The sequence below is a fragment of the Falseniella ignava CCUG 37419 genome, assembly GCF_000301055.1.
In the GTDB taxonomy this organism is placed as follows: Bacteria; Bacillota; Bacilli; order Lactobacillales; family Aerococcaceae; genus Falseniella; species Falseniella ignava.
Window position 1 is genome coordinate 663,339 of the sequence record NZ_JH932300.1, and the last position, 18,088, is coordinate 681,426.

General features: G+C 36.6%; 16 protein-coding genes. 8 read left to right on the forward strand and 8 right to left on the reverse strand.

Annotated features, from left to right (window positions below; translation table 11 throughout):
• The 5 genes from HMPREF9707_RS03195 to HMPREF9707_RS03215 all read right to left on the reverse strand — a co-directional run.
• On the reverse strand, positions 1-4,408 hold a 4,408-nt coding region (locus tag HMPREF9707_RS03195; RefSeq protein WP_006701280.1), incomplete at its 3' end, for a S8 family serine peptidase.
• Positions 4,409-4,519: 111 nt separating this feature from the next.
• Positions 4,520-4,924 carry a VOC family protein gene (locus HMPREF9707_RS03200; protein ID WP_006701281.1) on the reverse strand — a complete coding sequence of 135 codons (405 nt, stop codon included), beginning with the start codon at positions 4,922-4,924 and terminating at the stop codon, positions 4,520-4,522.
• A gap of 108 nt (positions 4,925-5,032) precedes the next feature.
• Positions 5,033-7,717 (reverse strand): YfhO family protein, encoded by a 2,685-nt coding sequence (locus tag HMPREF9707_RS03205; RefSeq protein ID WP_006701282.1) that lies wholly within the window; start codon positions 7,715-7,717, stop codon positions 5,033-5,035.
• Positions 7,698-8,663: a glycosyltransferase PgfS gene (gene pgfS, locus HMPREF9707_RS03210; protein ID WP_006701283.1), complete on the reverse strand. Its 966-nt coding sequence runs from the start codon at positions 8,661-8,663 to the stop codon at positions 7,698-7,700. The genes HMPREF9707_RS03205 and pgfS overlap by 20 nt, the downstream gene beginning before the upstream one ends.
• Positions 8,664-8,672: 9 nt before the next feature.
• A complete protein-coding gene (locus HMPREF9707_RS03215) occupies positions 8,673-9,086 on the reverse strand; it encodes a GtrA family protein (RefSeq protein WP_006701284.1) in 414 nt (137 codons plus the stop codon).
• Between the two features lie 105 nt (positions 9,087-9,191).
• Between HMPREF9707_RS03215 and HMPREF9707_RS03220 the strand changes: the two genes are divergently transcribed.
• Entirely contained in the window at positions 9,192-10,196 is a 1,005-nt protein-coding gene (locus HMPREF9707_RS03220) for a DUF697 domain-containing protein (protein ID WP_006701285.1), read from the forward strand.
• Positions 10,197-10,257: 61 nt separating this feature from the next.
• Here the strand turns inward: HMPREF9707_RS03220 and HMPREF9707_RS03225 are convergent, their stop codons facing one another.
• Genes HMPREF9707_RS03225 through HMPREF9707_RS03235 form a run of 3 tightly spaced genes read right to left on the reverse strand, consistent with a single transcriptional unit; the run spans position 10,258 to position 12,544 of the window.
• A complete protein-coding gene (locus HMPREF9707_RS03225; RefSeq protein ID WP_006701286.1) occupies positions 10,258-11,091 on the reverse strand; it encodes a MetQ/NlpA family ABC transporter substrate-binding protein in 834 nt (277 codons plus the stop codon).
• Between the two features lie 29 nt (positions 11,092-11,120).
• Positions 11,121-11,813 carry a methionine ABC transporter permease gene (locus HMPREF9707_RS03230; protein WP_006701287.1) on the reverse strand — a complete coding sequence of 231 codons (693 nt, stop codon included), beginning with the start codon at positions 11,811-11,813 and terminating at the stop codon, positions 11,121-11,123.
• The gene (locus tag HMPREF9707_RS03235) at positions 11,795-12,544 is read right to left on the reverse strand and encodes a methionine ABC transporter ATP-binding protein (RefSeq protein ID WP_006701288.1); all 750 of its coding nucleotides are present in this window, start codon (positions 12,542-12,544) and stop codon (positions 11,795-11,797) included. The genes HMPREF9707_RS03230 and HMPREF9707_RS03235 overlap by 19 nt, the downstream gene beginning before the upstream one ends.
• 129 nt (positions 12,545-12,673) lie before the next feature.
• On the opposite strand from HMPREF9707_RS03235, the gene nth reads away from it, so the two are divergent.
• The 7 genes from nth (at position 12,674) to HMPREF9707_RS03270 (ending at position 18,049) form a co-directional block, all read left to right on the forward strand.
• Entirely contained in the window at positions 12,674-13,318 is a 645-nt protein-coding gene (gene nth, locus HMPREF9707_RS03240) for an endonuclease III (protein WP_006701289.1), read from the forward strand.
• 339 nt (positions 13,319-13,657) lie between these two features.
• The gene (locus HMPREF9707_RS03245; RefSeq protein WP_000420682.1) at positions 13,658-13,972 is read left to right on the forward strand and encodes a YdcP family protein; all 315 of its coding nucleotides are present in this window, start codon (positions 13,658-13,660) and stop codon (positions 13,970-13,972) included.
• Positions 13,973-13,987: 15 nt separating this feature from the next.
• Positions 13,988-14,374: a YdcP family protein gene (locus HMPREF9707_RS03250; protein ID WP_000985015.1), complete on the forward strand. Its 387-nt coding sequence runs from the start codon at positions 13,988-13,990 to the stop codon at positions 14,372-14,374.
• Between the two features lie 28 nt (positions 14,375-14,402).
• The gene (locus HMPREF9707_RS03255; protein ID WP_000813488.1) at positions 14,403-15,788 is read left to right on the forward strand and encodes an FtsK/SpoIIIE domain-containing protein; all 1,386 of its coding nucleotides are present in this window, start codon (positions 14,403-14,405) and stop codon (positions 15,786-15,788) included.
• A gap of 177 nt (positions 15,789-15,965) precedes the next feature.
• Complete coding sequence (gene mobT / locus HMPREF9707_RS03260) at positions 15,966-17,171, forward strand: MobT family relaxase (RefSeq protein ID WP_006701290.1); 1,206 nt, start codon at positions 15,966-15,968, stop codon at positions 17,169-17,171.
• 42 nt (positions 17,172-17,213) lie between these two features.
• Positions 17,214-17,435 carry a hypothetical protein gene (locus tag HMPREF9707_RS03265; protein ID WP_001009056.1) on the forward strand — a complete coding sequence of 74 codons (222 nt, stop codon included), beginning with the start codon at positions 17,214-17,216 and terminating at the stop codon, positions 17,433-17,435.
• Between the two features lie 116 nt (positions 17,436-17,551).
• Positions 17,552-18,049, forward strand: coding sequence for an antirestriction protein ArdA (locus HMPREF9707_RS03270; RefSeq protein WP_000342539.1), 498 nt, complete (start codon positions 17,552-17,554; stop codon positions 18,047-18,049).
• Positions 18,050-18,088 lie beyond the last annotated feature (39 nt).

Genomic DNA, 18,088 nt, shown 5'->3' on the forward strand with positions numbered 1-18,088 from the left:
TCTCTTGAGTCGTTTCTTCCGAAGTTACTTCTTCCGTAGTTTCTTCAGTAGTTGTTTCACTCTCTTGAGTCGTTTCTTCCGAAGTTACTTCTTCCGTAGTCTCTTCAGTAGTTGTTTCACTCTCTTGAGTTGTTTCTTCGGTAGTTGTTTGACTCTCTTGAGTCGTTTCTTCTGGTTGAGTTGGATCTTTCAAATCCATTTCAAAAATAGTCTGGTTTGCATCATCGTATGCACGAATTTGTACGGTTTTACCAATCAATACTTTAGGTAACTCAAATACTTTTTTACCTTTAATCATCTTAGGTAATAATGTATCATATGTAACATCTTCCCTGAGGATTTGATGATTATTGACAAAGATTTCGATATAGTTCATATCTTCTTCATAATCTACTTCAATCAATAAGCGTCCGTCTTGACTTTCAATTTGTTGAATATTAACTTTCGGTGCTTGACGATCAATTCTAAATGGACGTGAAATTTGTTGCTTCACAAGCTTATCATTATCAGATAAAGTGTAAACAATCAATTCTAAATTATATTGATCAGATTCTTGAATATCTTTAATATCATATTCACCGTAGACTTTTGTTAAGTCACCTAACTTTGATATTTGAGCAGGTGTAAGTTCTTTAATTACCTCACCTTTTGAGTTCCGAATTATGTATTCAGCTCGATGAATTTCCTTGAAGTTTTTCACTTCTGCATTGAAGCCAGCAATTTCATCATTTTCACCATAAATACCATAAACACCTGGGTGATTGATGGTAATGAGTGGCAATTCTTTCGTTGTTGCTCCCATCTCAAAAGTATAATCTTCAGGATCAATTTGCTGATTTTCAATTACAACGGGTTGATCTTCCACTTCATCCGTAGGATTCTCAGATTGATCAGATTCTTCAGATTGCTCTCCTTGTTCGCTTTCTTCAGTTTCATCTTGATTTTCATCTTGATTCTGATCTTCAGGCTGTTCCTCTGGAAGTTGACCACGAATTACTTTGCGCGTTACTTGACCTGAATTATCTCTTAAGTAGAGCATCAATACTTTTGCTTCTTGTAAATAATCTGGTAATTCAATGATTTGTTCAGTTTCTAACAACATTGGGGTTGCTTTGCGATCAATCGCAGGCCCTGAAATCCAGCCTCCTTCAGGGTTGTAAATTTCTATATAATCTATTCCTGATAAATTATCCGTTGCTTTTATGGTAACACGATTATCCTCAATTGTTACTTCTGCTTCAGGTGGTGTATTATCGACCACAATTTGATATTCATAGCGTTGGCGTTGTGCACCTTGGTAGTCGATTTCAGCTTCGATAACATATTTGTAAATACCATCTGCCACGTATTCGTTGTTCGCATCGCGCATATCCCAAGTAGCATTTCTCATTTGTTGAAGGAAATTATAGCGTCCATTATCCATATAGAGTTTACCAACTTTAACAATGCGATTTTCATGCATTAGGTTGCGAATGATTTGGTTATTCGCATCTTCAATTCTAAAATCAACATTGACTGCATCACGTAAGAAAGATAATACAGGTGTCAAATTATTTGTTTGTCCTTCAATATTGACTTGTGACACAAACACAGTTGGTTTATTGTCAACATTATAGGCTGTCCAATAGTTCCATCCATTGCCTTCATTTAAACGAACGAAAGCCGATTTATCAACACCAGTCAACTCCCCTTGTTCATTGAAATATTCCATAATTGGATAATTAACTTTATCCGGTCCTTCAAAATCGATCATATGGTCGATAATTCGAGGTTGATCCCATTGCCCTTTATAACCTAAGAATGGAACAGTAAGATTTGGTGTATCTTCCCCTTGAGCCTCTAAGATGAAGAAGCCATGGATATATTGATCTGCTGGAATACCATAAGTATTTAAGATTTTTTCAATACTCAATGTCTCGCCTGCTTTGACAGTAATTTCCCCTAAAGCAACGCGTTGAACATTTCGTGTTGTTTCTGTATAACGATTTGAATCTTGATCAACAGTTGAATGAATTAATTCATATTTTAGTTGATAGGTTTGATCGACATCCCCGTAGTTCTTAAGTTCGAGTTGAACATTAAATTCTTCGCCTACTTCGCGTAACTCTAGCTTACCATCTTTAAGCGTGTCACGTTCATTTGTAGCGGTTACCGTAACTTTATTCTTCATCGCATTAGCGATATTAACTAACCCAGCACCTTGCACAGTAGGACTATAGTATGTTTGGTCTTCACTATTAGGGTCTACCATCGGTACGGCAGTATTCATTAACATTAGCATCGTTAAGTCGTCTTGTTTTGGATCGGCCTTGCCATCTTCTTGACGCGTTAAGAAGTTATTTTCATATAGGTATTGCATTAATAGAACAGCAAGACCTGACATATGAGGTGTAGCCATCGAAGTTCCAGACATATCTTGGTAACGATTATCACTCATTAAGCTATAGATATGGCCACCTGGCGCTGTAATATCTGGTTTTAACCGTAAATCTGTTGTAGGGCCCCAAGATGAAAATTCACTAATATGCTTGAATTGTGGGTTTTCAAAGGATTCTTTACCGTGAGGAATTTTAACTTGCACAGGATTTCGATCCGATTGACTAATTAATTGTAAAATCTTCTCACCATCTTTTTTACGAATAAACATGACTGGCACATCAGGATTCTCTTCAATTCCTGTCATATTCATTGGGTAATCTTGTTCAATATTGTCAACGATAATTACCCCAGCTGCACCATGTTCTACCGCTCGGGCATATTTTTCACCAAAAGATATATCTCCACGATGTATCAATACATATTTGCCAGATAAATCTTCATTTTCGTTGTAATCACTTTGCAGACCTTTCCCTTTATCAACAATGGAATGATAATTTTCTGAGAAATTATCTTCAAATGGCGTCTTACCTAGTACATTGACGGTAACTTCTTCTTCACCGGTCTTAATTGACACGTAAGTTTCCATATACTGTCTATTTTCACTTGATGCAACGGCCATTGAGTCTTCTAATACTGCAGGATATCCGAGTACACCTTGGTCTGGATTGGCAGCAAGGTTAGGTGCATCTTGTCCCCATGCCGTATTTCGGTCATTCCCAGCGGCAACCATCGGAATAATTCCTGCTTCTCGTGCTTTTTTAAAGGCTAATGCGGTAGGTGAATTTCCATCAAGGGTAAATCCAGAGGCACTACCTAACGACATATTGATAACATCTGCTCCCAGTTTGATGGAGTCGTCGAAAGCTTTAAGCCAAGTATCTTCAAACACAGAACTATGGGCTTGGTCATTAGTGAATGCTTTCATAATTAGAAGTTGAACATGCGGTGCGACACCTTGAATTCCACCTTCTTCAATGTTCCCATTGGCTCCAATGGTTCCTGCAACGTGAAGCCCATGTTCATCGACGTCTTTAATCGTTTGAACATTATCTGCATAGTTAAATCCATAAGGAATTTTCGATGAGTAATATTTTCCTGGAAGTTTTAATAGTTCGATTAACGCTTGCATGGCTGCTTCATTGTAACGAACAGGTACGTCCGGATCTAAGTTAAAATCGCGGTGTTCTGGATCCGCACCAGTATCAATCACAGAGACAACCATCCCATCCCCTTTGTAACCAAATTGTTCGTAGTACGCTGGATCAAGGCCAACTAGACTACCACTCGAATGCATTTGAGGCGAAGCAGGTTGCTTGAATTGTTGCTGAATATTGACACTTTGAACTTGGTGATGCTTTAACAAAGCTTGATAAGTTGCTGAATCAACTTTAGCTGAAAATCCTGTGAAGGAAGCAGAAAAATATTGATTTGTCTGGATATCAAACCCTTGTTCTTTTAAGGAAGCGATAATTTCATCAACTGTTGACTGAACTTCATTCTCAGCCTCGATTAATGATTCTTTAAATCTTGCGTCATGGCGATCAATTCCACGTTGAAGCGCTGCAATATTTTTTGTTTGAACAATAATTGAAATAAGATCTTCTGATGCTTCATTTTGTGAAGATTCATCGCTTATTTGTGATTTGACTTCAGTCGTTTCAGTTGAAATCTTATCATCATTAACTTCAATTTCACTATTATCCACGTCTTCATCTAGATTGTTTGTCACTTCCTCTGAAACTTCTTCTGTTTCAACATCAAAAATTTCAGTTTCAGTGTTTTCTGAAAAGTCATGGAGACTTTCTTCTATATTTTCATCCAATGCATCGACTTGTGCTTTATCGGAATCAATTTCTAAGTGTTCCTCGATATTTTCAAGGGTGGTCTCTTCAATTGAATCTAACACATGCGATATGACTTGTGATGTATCACCAGTTTCATTTGATAGCTCTGTAGCCATCGCAACGGATGGGCTTAATACTCCTGCAAGAAGCAGCCAAATTAATAACCAATTGCGTAACTTTTTCAAGTTAATTTCCTCCTCAATATTTTAATTTAATAATATAATTCTAATATTAATCACTTATTAAAACGCTGTCAATACAAAAATGAAAAAGACCTGAAAATTTCAGGTCAAAAATTAAATATGGATTAATATTTCCCAAGTGATTCCAAATTTGTCAATAAATTTACTATATTGCACACCATCGATGAGCGTATCTAAAGGTTCAATAATGGTGCCACCGTCGGATAAATCTTGGTATAGTGCCTCCCCTACTAAAGAGCTGTCGAAATCTAAATTAATTATCGTATTCGTCCGGTCTAAGAAACTTCCGGAAAGTGCTTCATCCTGTCCTCTTAAAGTAAAGTCGCCAAATGATAACTCAGTATAGTAAATTTTGTCTTTCAGTTCATCGGATATTTCAGGATCAATTTCTCCATATGTAATCGTTGGATTAAATGCTTCCCCACCTAATATCTGATGGTAAAATTCAAAAGCTTCTTGACAATTTCCATTAAATAGTAAATTAATATTAAAAAACATATTAGCCCCCTTCTCACATCAATTAATTATTTATAGTAAGTATACAAAATATTACTGAATAAGAAAAATTATCGCCTCTAACCTAAACAGTTAAAGGCGAATTGAGGATTATTTGGCTTTGATAAAATGTCGATTGTAATACATAATCCACACCACTAATGCAATAATAGATACAATAGATATCCCAATTCCAGCTATTAATCCTACCGGTCGATATACCATTTTAATTTGATGTTCTCCGGATTGAATCGGAAATGCGAGCAACCCTTCCCATATTTCACGAGTATCAACGGATTTTCCGTCTACTTGAATGCGCCATCCTCGATCATATGGAATTGAAGTAAACATCCATGATGAGTCATCGGTAATATTTACATTTCCTTCAATTGAGTTACTACTGCTATGTTTTACTTGAAGTCCGCTTGGTTGACGCTCTGCGACCAGTTTTTCGACCAAACTTTCATCCAATCTAGCAAAGCGTAATTGACTTAAATCAATCGGATGATTGGCTTCAGTCCGAATTGAAAAAGTTTGTTCAATTCCTTTCGCATGACTAGCAATGTTGACTAATTGTGTTTCACTATAACTTGAAATCATCGGTAACCGCTGACCATTTAATAAGAATCGATTGTTATTACTATCCATAAAGCGAATGGAATCAGGTAGTTGTACATAATAATCATCATCAGTAGTTGGAGTGAACCGATATGTGATCACACCTTCTTCATAATCATTTTGACGTTTAACCGTAAAATTATTTTGATCTTCTGTGATGACTTCGAGGTTTTCCATCGAATCAAGCTCAGCTTCAATATCTTGTAGAAAGATATCATCTCTTCCTATTATTGCTTGGCCAATGGCATTATGATTATTCATTGGTCGATTTTTGATCAATTCGAGTTGAATAACGGATTCATTCACACCAAAAGCAATCGGTAAGACGTTTGGATTACGGTAAATTTCAAATCGATCGGTAGAGTCGATTAAGTTTTCACTTGTTAAGACACCTGGACGCGAAAAATCTTCTCTGAAATTATATTGTGCTTGGTCGGAATCACCTGTGTACGGTAAATCCTTAATATGATATTGAATATTAAAGATGGCATCCGTAATTTTACTACCATTATAGGTTGTAGCAGCATTAATTCCATTACTTCCAATACGATAAAATAAATTACGGGTATTATTTTCTAAGTTCGAGCTAAAGTTTGTAAAACCAGCGAAGTCTTGCATAAAGGGATCATTTTTATCCCGGTAGAATAAAGGATTAATTCGGTAAAACTCATCGTCATCTGGTCGAATTTTATCAACATATTCTTGGGAAATTGCGATTGAATTTTTAAACAAGCTTAAACTAGGATAATTCATACGTGATTGGGATAAATACATATTAGATCCTAACTCAGCAGCTAGAATCACGGCGATGGCAGCCCATTTATATCGATGTTTTGAAACTAATAAAATCCCTACTAAGGCAAAACAAAAAGCAGAAGCTTGAAGCTGAGCCGATGTTAAGAACGTATGATCTTGTAACATCACAAAACTCAACACAAATAATAATACCGCTGCAATAAAGAATAATTCCGTTGTTTTAATTCGATTATTTTTCTCAAAGTAGCGGTACGCTAATAAAATAATGAAAAATGAGATTAACCAAGAAAAACGATAGAAGAATCCCGCTGGAGATTGTCCCATATGCCACAGTTGGTTGGTAAATTTATGGACAATCGAAATAAAGAAAATTATAAAGATGCCTGTTGCTCCAATTTTTTCATATTTAGTAATACGCGGTTCAAAGAAATATAATATTAAACCAATCAGAGGTAGTGAACTGACGAAAATATTTGGTAGATTAGGTCCTGCAGACCAGGAATTATTATCAAAAGAACCGATCATGAATTTTGAAAATATTTCTAAAGGATTGATTTGTAATTCCCAAGCAAAACGCATTCCTGAATTTAATTCCCCTTTACTATAAAGTAAGTTGAAAAATAATGGGACGATAAAAAATGCAATTAATCCAACCGATAAGATTCCACTCAAAGCAACTGGATAAAGTCGCTTCCATAAAATTTCAAAACGTTTTTCACGAGATTCACTGACTTGCCATTGATGCGTCATAATGTAGTAAATCGCGTAAAAGACAATAAAAATACAAATCATAAATGACATATAGAAGTTGATAAAAATCGTAAATGCGAGTAGTCCAATAAACTTAAATGGTCTTCCGCCATCGAGCAATTCTTCTAGTCCAATTAAGATAAGCGGAAGCATAATTAAAGCATCCATAAATAGAGGATTCATTTGATAGGATACGCTAAATCCACATAATGCGTATGCAGTACTGAATAAAACAATCTTTAAATTAGCATTATCTTTACTTTGGCGTTTTGATAAATAATAAGCCATGGCTAAGCTCATACAGCCATATCTTAAGAAGATTCCTAAATGTGCCGCGCTGACAATTTCTAATTTTGGAAATAATAAATAAATCAAATTGAATGGACTTAGTAAGTAATAAGCCCAAATCCCAACGGTTGAACCGCCCATTGATTTATTGAATGAATAGACCAACGCGCCCAAATCGCGTTCCAAAATGGTTTGACGCATAAACGCAAATAGGTCAATATATTGGTTACCAAAGTCAATTGCCATTACAGTATTATCCCCGAACGGATAGAATTCATTGAAATACCAAGTAATCGTTACAATCGAAAGTGGCATTAAAAAGCTGAGCAGTAGCATCATACTGTGTTGAGGATAAAAAGATTTTTTAGTTTGTCTCTTCAACATATGGCTCCCCTTTCTCCGACGGATAACAATTCGTCTCATCCACAATGTAATGCGGTCGGTGTTTCGTTTCATAATAGATTTTACCGATATATTCTCCTAATACTCCTAGTGATAAAAGCTGAATTCCTCCAAAGAATATAATTGTAAAAATTGTCGTGAAATAACCACTGACGATTCGATCTTTAAACATAAAGAATTCAATTAATAGCCAAATTAAATAACAGATTGAAAGTCCAACCAATCCGATTCCAATATGGATAATAAGTCTCAACGGTTGACTATTAAATGAAATCAAACCTTGAATCGCATAGTTCATGGACTTTGAAAAATTAAACTTCGTTTGACCTTGTTTACGAATTTCATTTTTATAGGGAATCACTTTCTCTTTAAACCCTACCCAACTGAAAATGCCTTTTGAAAATCGATTGTATTCTCTTAAAGATAAGATCGCGTTAAGTGCTTTACGGCTAAAACCTCTAAAATCCGAGACCCCGTCTTGAAGTGAAATATCCATCGACTGGTTTGCCACGCGATAGAACATCCGGGCAAAAAACGAAGGGATTTTCTTCTCTCCTTCTCTCGTCCGCTTTGCACTTATAATATCGTAACCCTCATGATAGGCTTCAATCATTTGTTTTACGACATAGGGAGGATGTTGTAAATCTCCATCCATTAAGACAGTTAAATCTCCCGTTGCGTGTTCAAGTCCAGCAAGAATCGCAGCTTCTTTGCCAAAATTTCGACTAAAACTAATATACTTTACACGTGAGTCTAACTCGGCAAAATGTTGAATATATTGGAGTGTTTTATCTGAACTGCCATCATTAACATAGACTAATTCTAATTCAATCGAACTCAATTCTCCTAATTCTTGAGCAATTGTATCGTGGGTTAACTCGATAGCTTCTGCTTCATTATAAAATGGAATGACAATGGATAACTTCATAGTTTACTCCTACTCTGCTTGCTCTAAAAATATTTTTCGTGTAACAAAATTAAAAATCATCACAAAAACCCCTGCAATTATTTTGGATAGCATCACCGGTTGCTGGAAACCATCGACTAAGATAGCTAAACCGATAATTGTTAGTATGAGTCCACACACACTTAAAGTATAAAAAATAATCATTTCTTTGCGCTTACCTGTTTCATCGTATCGACTTTTAAAAACAAAACGCATGGATAAGTAATAATTATAAAATGTTGCTATGATAAAAGCGATTGTTGCAGCAATCAAATGGTGGATTCCTAATACACTATTAGCAATATACAAAATCACCATATCTACGAACGTGGCGCTTCCACCTACTAAAACAAATTTTGATAATTGTAGTATTAATTCCTTATTTAATGTGAAACATTTATTCAATTCTAAACTCCTTCAATCTTATTAGATGAGCTATACGCTATTATTATGCTATAATAAAACAAGTTTTTCAAACACCGTAAGCTAACAAATGAAAGGATGGATAGTATGTCAAGTTGGTTACAAGATATACAGCGTTTATTTCGATTAATAACCCATATCTTTGGCGTCATTGCCACACTATTTTTAATCAATCAATTTATGTTGTTTTACCGATTATTGGCTTCAATTCATACGTATCTTGCTTTGGCAGTGACTTTGATTATTTTACTCTTACTTAGTTATTTATTTTATCGTGTTTGGCGAATTTATCACGGACCCAAAGCAATGAAAACTTTACCGCACAATTATACACGTCAGGAGTTGTTAAAATACTTAATTCAAATGGAGCGAATTGTACGTCATAACCCGAATATCAGTGTTGTACCTGAAAAGTTACCTGAAGTTGAGATTGCTTCAATCATCGATGAGGATGAAGTTGAACAACAGATTCAACTTTATCAAACACAGATTGAATCGATGTTATCGCAATTAGAATCGGAATCTAATCAAATTATTCAAGAAAATGCGAATGCGTTATTTATAAGTACTGCGATCAGTCAAAATGGTGTTTTAGATAGTGCAATGGTCTTGTATACATTAGGGCGTATGATCTATCAATTAGCTAGGTTATATGAGACCTATCCGACCTTACAGAGCTTGTTTCGCCTATATAGTCAGGTAATTACAGCTGTTTTAGCAGCACGTTCCATTGAGGATTATGATCTTATTGAATCACAGCTTGAACCGGTCATTACATCGGTTGTTGGTGAGAGCTTAGCTTCAATGATTCCTGGGATGGTTCCAATAACGAATTTAATTATTAGTTCAGTTCTAGAAGGCTCGATTAATGCATTCTTAACTTTACGTGTTGGTTATATTACCCAATCATACTTAGGACAATATGAAGAGCGTGAGCAACGACAGCTTCGAACATTTGCTTCTAATTATGCGATTAAACAGATGACGGCGATTTTAAATAAAAATTCAAAATATATTGTCAAATCGCTTGCGAAAGCTACAAAAAATGCGAGTGTCAATTCTGCTCGCAAGTGGTTTAACTTTGATTCATAAATAAAAATAAAAGATGAATTCTCATTATGAGGTGAGAATTCATCTTTTTTAATATAATAAATTATTCTGCGGTCGTTTCGTCGCTTTCAAGCTCGAATGCTGGACGAAGGTGTCCTTCTTCGGATAATTTTTCTAAAAATTCATAGACTTCTGGAGAAGTGAATGCATCTTTTAATGCTTTCGTAGCTTCACTATTAACGTTTTCTTTACGAACCACTACTGTAATTGCAAAAGTATTGTCTTCTTCATCTTCTAAGAAAAGTGCATCTTCTGGTGTTAAGTCAATTTTTGCAATATAAGTTGGATAGTTAAATACTAATTCTACTCCATCTTCATAAGCTCCAGTTAAATTTAGTAGATCAACGGAAGTAAATTGAAGGTTTTTAGGGTTTTCTTTAATATCATCCACTGTTGGTAATGCATCTTTTTCTTCAAGTGTAATTAGACCTTGTTGTGCTAAAATTAATAGTGCACGAGCTTCGTTGGTTGGATCTGATGGAATGGCAACTTCAGCCCCGTCTTCAATATCTTCAATTGATTGATAAACCGGTGAATAAAAACCTACAACCGCATTATAGATAGGCTGAATTGCTTCTAAATCAGCATCACGTTCTTCGTTAAACATTGCCATAAATGGTTGATGTTGAGCAAAACTTGCATAAGCTTCATCATGGAATACTGCTTCGTTATATTGAATGTTATCAGAAACTTCTACTAATTCAATTGAATAAGGCTCTGCGATGTTTTTAGCTGCTAATTCGACAATATCTGTCATTGGTGGTAAGTGTGAAGCAACGCGTAATACATGCTCTTCTTCTGCTTGGGCTGTTAGTAAGCTAGAAGCAGTCGATAATGCAAGTGCTGAAATAGATAAAGTTTTTACTAATTTTTTCACTACTAAAAAATCTCCTTTTCGAATGTGTTTTATCGTTTATCAATTTTTTGAGCGAGTTTTAGCCCAAAGTATTGAAATATTTGTACTAGAATAATAATTAGTACAATTGCAAAGTACATGATATCTGATTCGTATCGTTGATAGCCGTAACGAATCGCAAAGTCGCCAATACCACCTCCCCCAATAACCCCCATAATTGTTGAGTACGATAAGAAGCTAACAAATGCAGTTGTAAATCCAATAATTAATGAACTGCGAGCTTCTACGTATAAAAATTTAAACACAATTTGCCAGATCGTTGCTCCCATGGCTTGAGCTGTCTCGATAATTCCGATCGGGACATCAAATAAGGACTGTTCTACAAAACGAGCGTATAAAGCTGATGCAATCACCATCATTGAAAATGATGCTGCAACCGGATTTCCAGTAGCCCGTCCATAAAGCATCCGAACTACGGGTTGTAACGCTACAACGAGTAGTAAGAATGGGAATGAGCGAATGATATTAATAACTAAACTCAAGAGAGAATGAGCTATTCGTGCCCAACGTTTTTGACCAAGTAAATCTTGTTTGGCTGCTAAAAATAAGAAAGTGCCTAAAGGTAATCCAACACCAACTGCAGCTAAGGTACTAAATCCCATCATAATCATTGTTTCTTTTAAACTGATAAATAATTTCGGCCAATATTCAGTAATTCGTTCGATTAGATATGACCATTCCATTGACCTAACTCCTCTCTAACACGTTGACGATAGTTATGTCGAGGCATTTTATATTCTACATTTTGATGGTGAAATTGATCCACAATTTGTCCACGTTCCATAACGACGACGCGAGAGCTCAATTGTTTAATCACATCCAACTCATGCGTTACAATCACCATTGTCGTATCAAATTGCTTTTGAGCTTGTCTAAGTAAATCAACAATCTCTTCTGTCGTTGTTTGATCTAAGGCAGAAGTGGGTTCGTCACACAATAATATTTTAGGTTGATTAATTAAAGCACGTGCAATACCTACTCGCTGCTTTTGTCCGCCGGATAATTGACTTGGATACGCATGTCGATAATCGGATAATCCAACGAACTCAAGCAATTCTTCTGGCGGTGTATAATGTTTAGAATGGGCAATATGAACAGGCAATAAAATATTTTCAGCAACGGTTTTATTTGCTAAAAGATTAAATTGTTGGAAGATCATCCCAATCTGTTGTCTCAATAGACGTAACTCCTGATGCTTAAGTGACATGACATCTTGTTGATTTACTTTAATGGTTCCTTGATCAGGTTTTTCTAATAAATTGATGCACCGGAGTAAAGTTGATTTACCTGCCCCACTCTCACCTACAATTCCTACAATTTCTGAAGGATTAATAGTTAAAGATACATCATCGAGCGCTTTGATATGTCGATGTTTTGTGCGATAAGATTTTGTAAGATGACTTAGTTCAATCAATTTACTTCCCCCATCATTATGATATAGTAGATGTATCTATTTAATGACCTAAAAAATAATTATAGCCACAAATTATTATATCAGACTCAAAAGATGTGTCTAGTATTAAGTTAGTGAAGGAGCAAAATAATGTTAACACAAGATAGTGCTTGTTATGTTATCCAAGAGATTATTAAGTTATATCCCGATGTTGAAACTATTTTAGAGTATGACACCCCTTTTCAACTATTAATTGCTGTCATGCTGAGTGCTCAGACGACGGATATCGCAGTTAACAAAGTGACACGAAAATTATTCAAAGATTATCCAACCGCTTTAGATTTATCCAAAGCAACCCCAAAAGAAATCGAACCTTACTTGAAATCAATTGGATTGTTTCGGAATAAATCAAAATTTATCGTTGAGTGTAGTCAACAAATTATGTCTGATTTTGATGGAGTGGTGCCCAAAGAGCGGAAAGAACTTGAAAGTCTTTCTGGAGTAGGTCGTAAAACTGCCAATGTTGTCATGAGCATTGCCTTTGATATCCCAGCCTTTGCGGTAGATACCCATGTGAGTCGTGTATGTAAACACCATGAAATCGTTCCGGAAAATGCGACCGTACGACAAATTGAAGACTATATTGTATCAATCTTACCTGCGGAAGATTTAACACAGGCACATCAATCCATCATCTATTTTGGCCGAAATGTTTGTCACCCACGTAATCCAATTTGTCATCAGTATCCTCAACTCTACCAGAATCTAGAATATATGGATAATCAAAATTTTTAAGCAAAAAATAGCATAAAAATCTAGTTATCCGCATAAAAACTGGACTTATCACACTTTATCAAGGTCAAAACCACTCAATTTACTACTAATTTACTACTTATGAATGAGCTTTGATACGACGATTTATCCTTGAAAAGTGAAGATATAAAGATACTTCCAATAAAATTTGAATATTTAATAGGTAGACACTTCAAAAAATGAGGTGTCTATTTTTTTACCCGATTTTGAAAGGAAGTGAACTTATGAAAACAAAAAATCAAGAATCAAAAGGTCGTTCCCCACTCTTTAAGACCATCAAACATTCATTCAGCCAATAAAAAAGAAAGGATAGGTAAAAATATGGAACTTAAATTTGTGATTCCCAACATGGAAAAAACATTCGGCAATTTAGAATTTGCTGGCGAGGATAAAGTCGTTCAGCGAAGAATCAACGGACGGCTAACTGTCTTATCAAGAAGCTATAATCTCTATTCTGATGTTCAAAGAGCAGATGATATTGTGGTGGTGCTTCCTGCTGAAGCTGGCGAAAAACATTTCGGCTTTGAGGAACGTGTGAAGTTAGTCAATCCACGTATTACCGCAGAGGGCTACAAAATCGGCACTCGTGGTTTTACAAATTACCTTTTACATGCTGACGACATGATAAAAGAATAAAGAAAGAGAGGAAAAATGATGAGATTAGCAAATGGCATTGTATTAGATAAAGACACGACTTTTGGAGAATTGAAATTCTCTGCTCTACGTCGTGAAGTGAGAATCCAAAATGAAGACGGGTCGGTTTCAGATGAAATCAAGGAACGTACCTATGACTTAAAATCCAAAGGACAAGGACGCATGATTCAAGTAAGTATTCCTGCCAGCGTGCCTTTGAAAGAGTTTGATTATAACGCACGGGTGGAACTTATCAATCCCATTGCGGACACCGTTGCTACTGCCACCTATCAAGGAGCAGATGTTGACTGGTATATCAAGGCAGACGATATTGTGCTGACAAAGGATTCTAGTTCATTCAAAGCTCAACCACAAGCAAAGAAAGAACCGACACAAGACAAATAGTCGCTAGGTAGAAAGGAGACTTTTTCGCATGAAACAGCGTGGTAAAAGGATTCGCCCATCTGGTAAAGATTTAGTCTTTCATTTTACGATAGCGTCACTCCTGCCTGTTTTCCTGCTGGTTGTCGGACTGTTTCATGTGAAGACAATCCAGCAGATCAACTGGCAGGATTTTAACCTATCACAAGCAGATAAGATTGACATTCCCTATTTAATTATCAGTTTCAGTGTCGCAATTCTTATCTGCTTGCTGGTAGCGTTTGTATTCAAACGGGTTCGCTATGATACGGTTAAACAACTTTACCACCGTCAAAAACTGGCAAAGATGATACTTGAAAACAAGTGGTATGAATCTGAACAGGTCAAAACAGAGGGTTTCTTTAAAGATAGTGCTGGTCGTACAAAGGAAAAGATAACCTACTTCCCTAAAATGTATTATCGACTTAAAAATGGCTTGATACAGATACGGGTGGAAATCACGCTGGGAAAATATCAAGACCAACTCTTACACTTGGAAAAGAAATTAGAGAGTGGCTTGTACTGTGAGCTGACGGATAAAGAGTTAAAGGATTCCTATGTGGAATATACTTTGCTCTATGACACCATAGCCAGTCGTATTTCTATTGATGAAGTAGAAGCTAAAGATGGTAAACTTCGCTTAATGAAAAACGTATGGTGGGAATATGATAAGCTCCCTCATATGTTGATTGCTGGTGGTACAGGTGGCGGTAAAACTTACTTTATACTGACACTGATTGAAGCCTTGCTTCATACAGATTCAAAACTGTATATTCTTGACCCGAAAAATGCTGACCTTGCGGACTTAGGTTCTGTGATGGCAAATGTCTACTATAGAAAAGAAGACTTGCTTTCTTGCATTGAAACATTCTATGAAGAAATGATGAAACGTAGTGAGGAAATGAAGCAGATGAAGAACTATAAGACTGGCAAAAATTATGCTTACTTAGGTCTCCCGGCACACTTCTTAATCTTTGATGAATACGTCGCTTTCATGGAAATGCTGGGAACAAAAGAAAACACCGCAGTTATGAATAAGCTGAAACAGATTGTCATGTTAGGTCGTCAAGCTGGCTTCTTTCTAATACTGGCTTGTCAACGTCCAGACGCAAAATATTTAGGCGACGGAATCCGTGATCAGTTTAATTTCAGAGTGGCTTTAGGTCGTATGTCTGAAATGGGCTATGGCATGATGTTTGGCAGTGACGTACAAAAGGATTTCTTCTTAAAGCGAATCAAAGGTCGTGGCTATGTTGATGTAGGAACAAGTGTCATATCAGAGTTTTATACTCCCCTTGTACCAAAAGGATATGATTTCTTGGAGGAAATTAAAAAGTTATCCAACAGCAGACAGTCCACGCAGGCGACGTGCGAAGCGGAAGTCGCAGGTGTGGACTGATCTTGCTGGCTGGTGTGGCAATAGCCACGCCAGCACTTAACCCCCCGTATCTAACAGGGGGGTACAAATCGACAGGAAACAGTCAAAAAAACATTAGAAAATCCTTTGGTTACAAGGGATTTACAAAATTTCAGCGTATGTCAAATGGGCTTTAAAAGTTGACATACGCCTTTTTGATTGGAGGGATTTTTACTGAATGAACAAACTTGGTTACAGCATTTAAAAGAAAAACGCTTGGCTTATGGACTATCTCAAAACCGTTTAGCTGTTGCGACTGGTATTACAAGGCAGTATCTAAGCGATATTGAAACAGGAAAAGTCAAGCCATCAGAGGATTTACAGCAGTCCCTTTGGGAAGCTCTGGAACGCTTCAATCCCGACGCTCCCCTTGAAATGCTGTTTGATTATGTAAGGATTCGCTTTCCGACAACAGACGTACAGCAGGTGGTCGAAAACATCTTACAACTGAAACTGTCCTATTTTCTTCATGAGGACTATGGTTTCTATTCTTATTCAGAGCATTATGCTTTAGGCGACATATTCGTCCTTTGCTCCCATGAACTGGACAAAGGAGTTCTGGTGGAATTGAAAGGTCGTGGGTGCAGACAATTTGAAAGCTATCTTCTGGCACAACAAAGAAGCTGGTATGAGTTCTTTATGGACGTTTTGGTGGCTGGCGGTGTGATGAAACGCCTTGACCTTGCCATTAACGATAAGACAGGGATTTTGAATATCCCTGTACTCACTGAAAAGTGCCAACAGGAAGAATGTATCTCCGTCTTCCGCAGTTTTAAAAGCTATCGCAGTGGCGAACTGGTACGCAAAGAGGAAAAGGAATGTATGGGAAACACCCTCTATATCGGTTCATTACAAAGTGAAGTTTATTTCTGTATCTATGAAAAGGACTACGAGCAGTACAAGAAAAATGATATTCCCATTGAAGACGCAGAAGTAAAAAACCGTTTTGAGATTCGATTGAAAAATGAGCGTGCCTATTATGTAGTCCGTGATTTACTCGTCTATGACAATCCAGAGCATACCGCCTTTAAAATTATCAATCGGTATATCCGTTTTGTAGATAAAGACGATTCCAAACCTCGTTCTGATTGGAAACTGAATGAAGAATGGGCTTGGTTTATTGGGAACAATCGTGAACGATTAAAACTAACCACAAAACCAGAGCCTTACTCCTTCCAAAGGACGCTGAACTGGCTATCTCATCAAGTTGCCCCGACCTTAAAGGTTGCGATTAAACTTGATGAAATCAACCAGACGCAGGTTGTAAAAGACATTCTCGACCATGCGAAACTGACAGACCGACACAAGCAGATTTTGAAGCAACAGTCAGTAAAAGAACAGGACGTGATAACAACAAAAAAATAACTCAAATACAAATTCATTGAATATAGAGAGGAGAACATTTTTATGAATTTTGGACAAAACCTTTATAACTGGTTTCTATCAAACGCTCAATCACTGGTGCTTTTAGCAATCGTTGTGATTGGCTTGTATCTTGGCTTCAAGCGTGAGTTTAGCAAACTGATTGGCTTTTTAATTATTGCGATTATTGCGGTTGGCTTAGTCTTCAACGCTGCTGGAGTAAAAGACATTTTACTAGAGCTATTCAATCGCATTATTGGTGCTTAAATAAAACCGTTCTTTTGTGGAATATAAGTGGTTTTCTTATGTTCCGCAAAGGAATGGTACACCAAACGAAGTGCGGTAGGGATTTTTGAATCTCTACAAAGAAAGGACGTGAATATATGGACGATATGCAAGTCTATATTGCGAATTTAGGCAAATACAATGAGGGCGAATTGGTCGGTGCGTGGTTTACCTTTCCCATTGACTTTGAGGAAGTCAAAGAGAAAATCGGCTTGAATGATGAATATGAGGAATACGCCATTCATGACTACGAGTTACCCTTTACGGTTGACGAATACACTTCCATTGGCGAACTCAATCGACTATGGGAAATGGTATCGGAATTACCCGAAGAATTACAATCGGAGCTATCTGCTCTGCTCACTCATTTTTCAAGCATTGAAGAACTAAGCGAACATCAAGAGGATATTATCATTCATTCCGATTGTGATGATATGTATGACGTGGCACGCTACTACATTGAAGAAACGGGTGCTTTAGGCGAAGTACCAGCTAGTCTTCAAAACTATATTGATTATCAAGCCTATGGTCGGGATTTAGACCTTTCAGGAACGTTTATCTCAACCAATCATGGGATTTTTGAAATCGTCTATTAAATCTGTCGGTACATTACTACTGGCAGATTTTCTATTTTA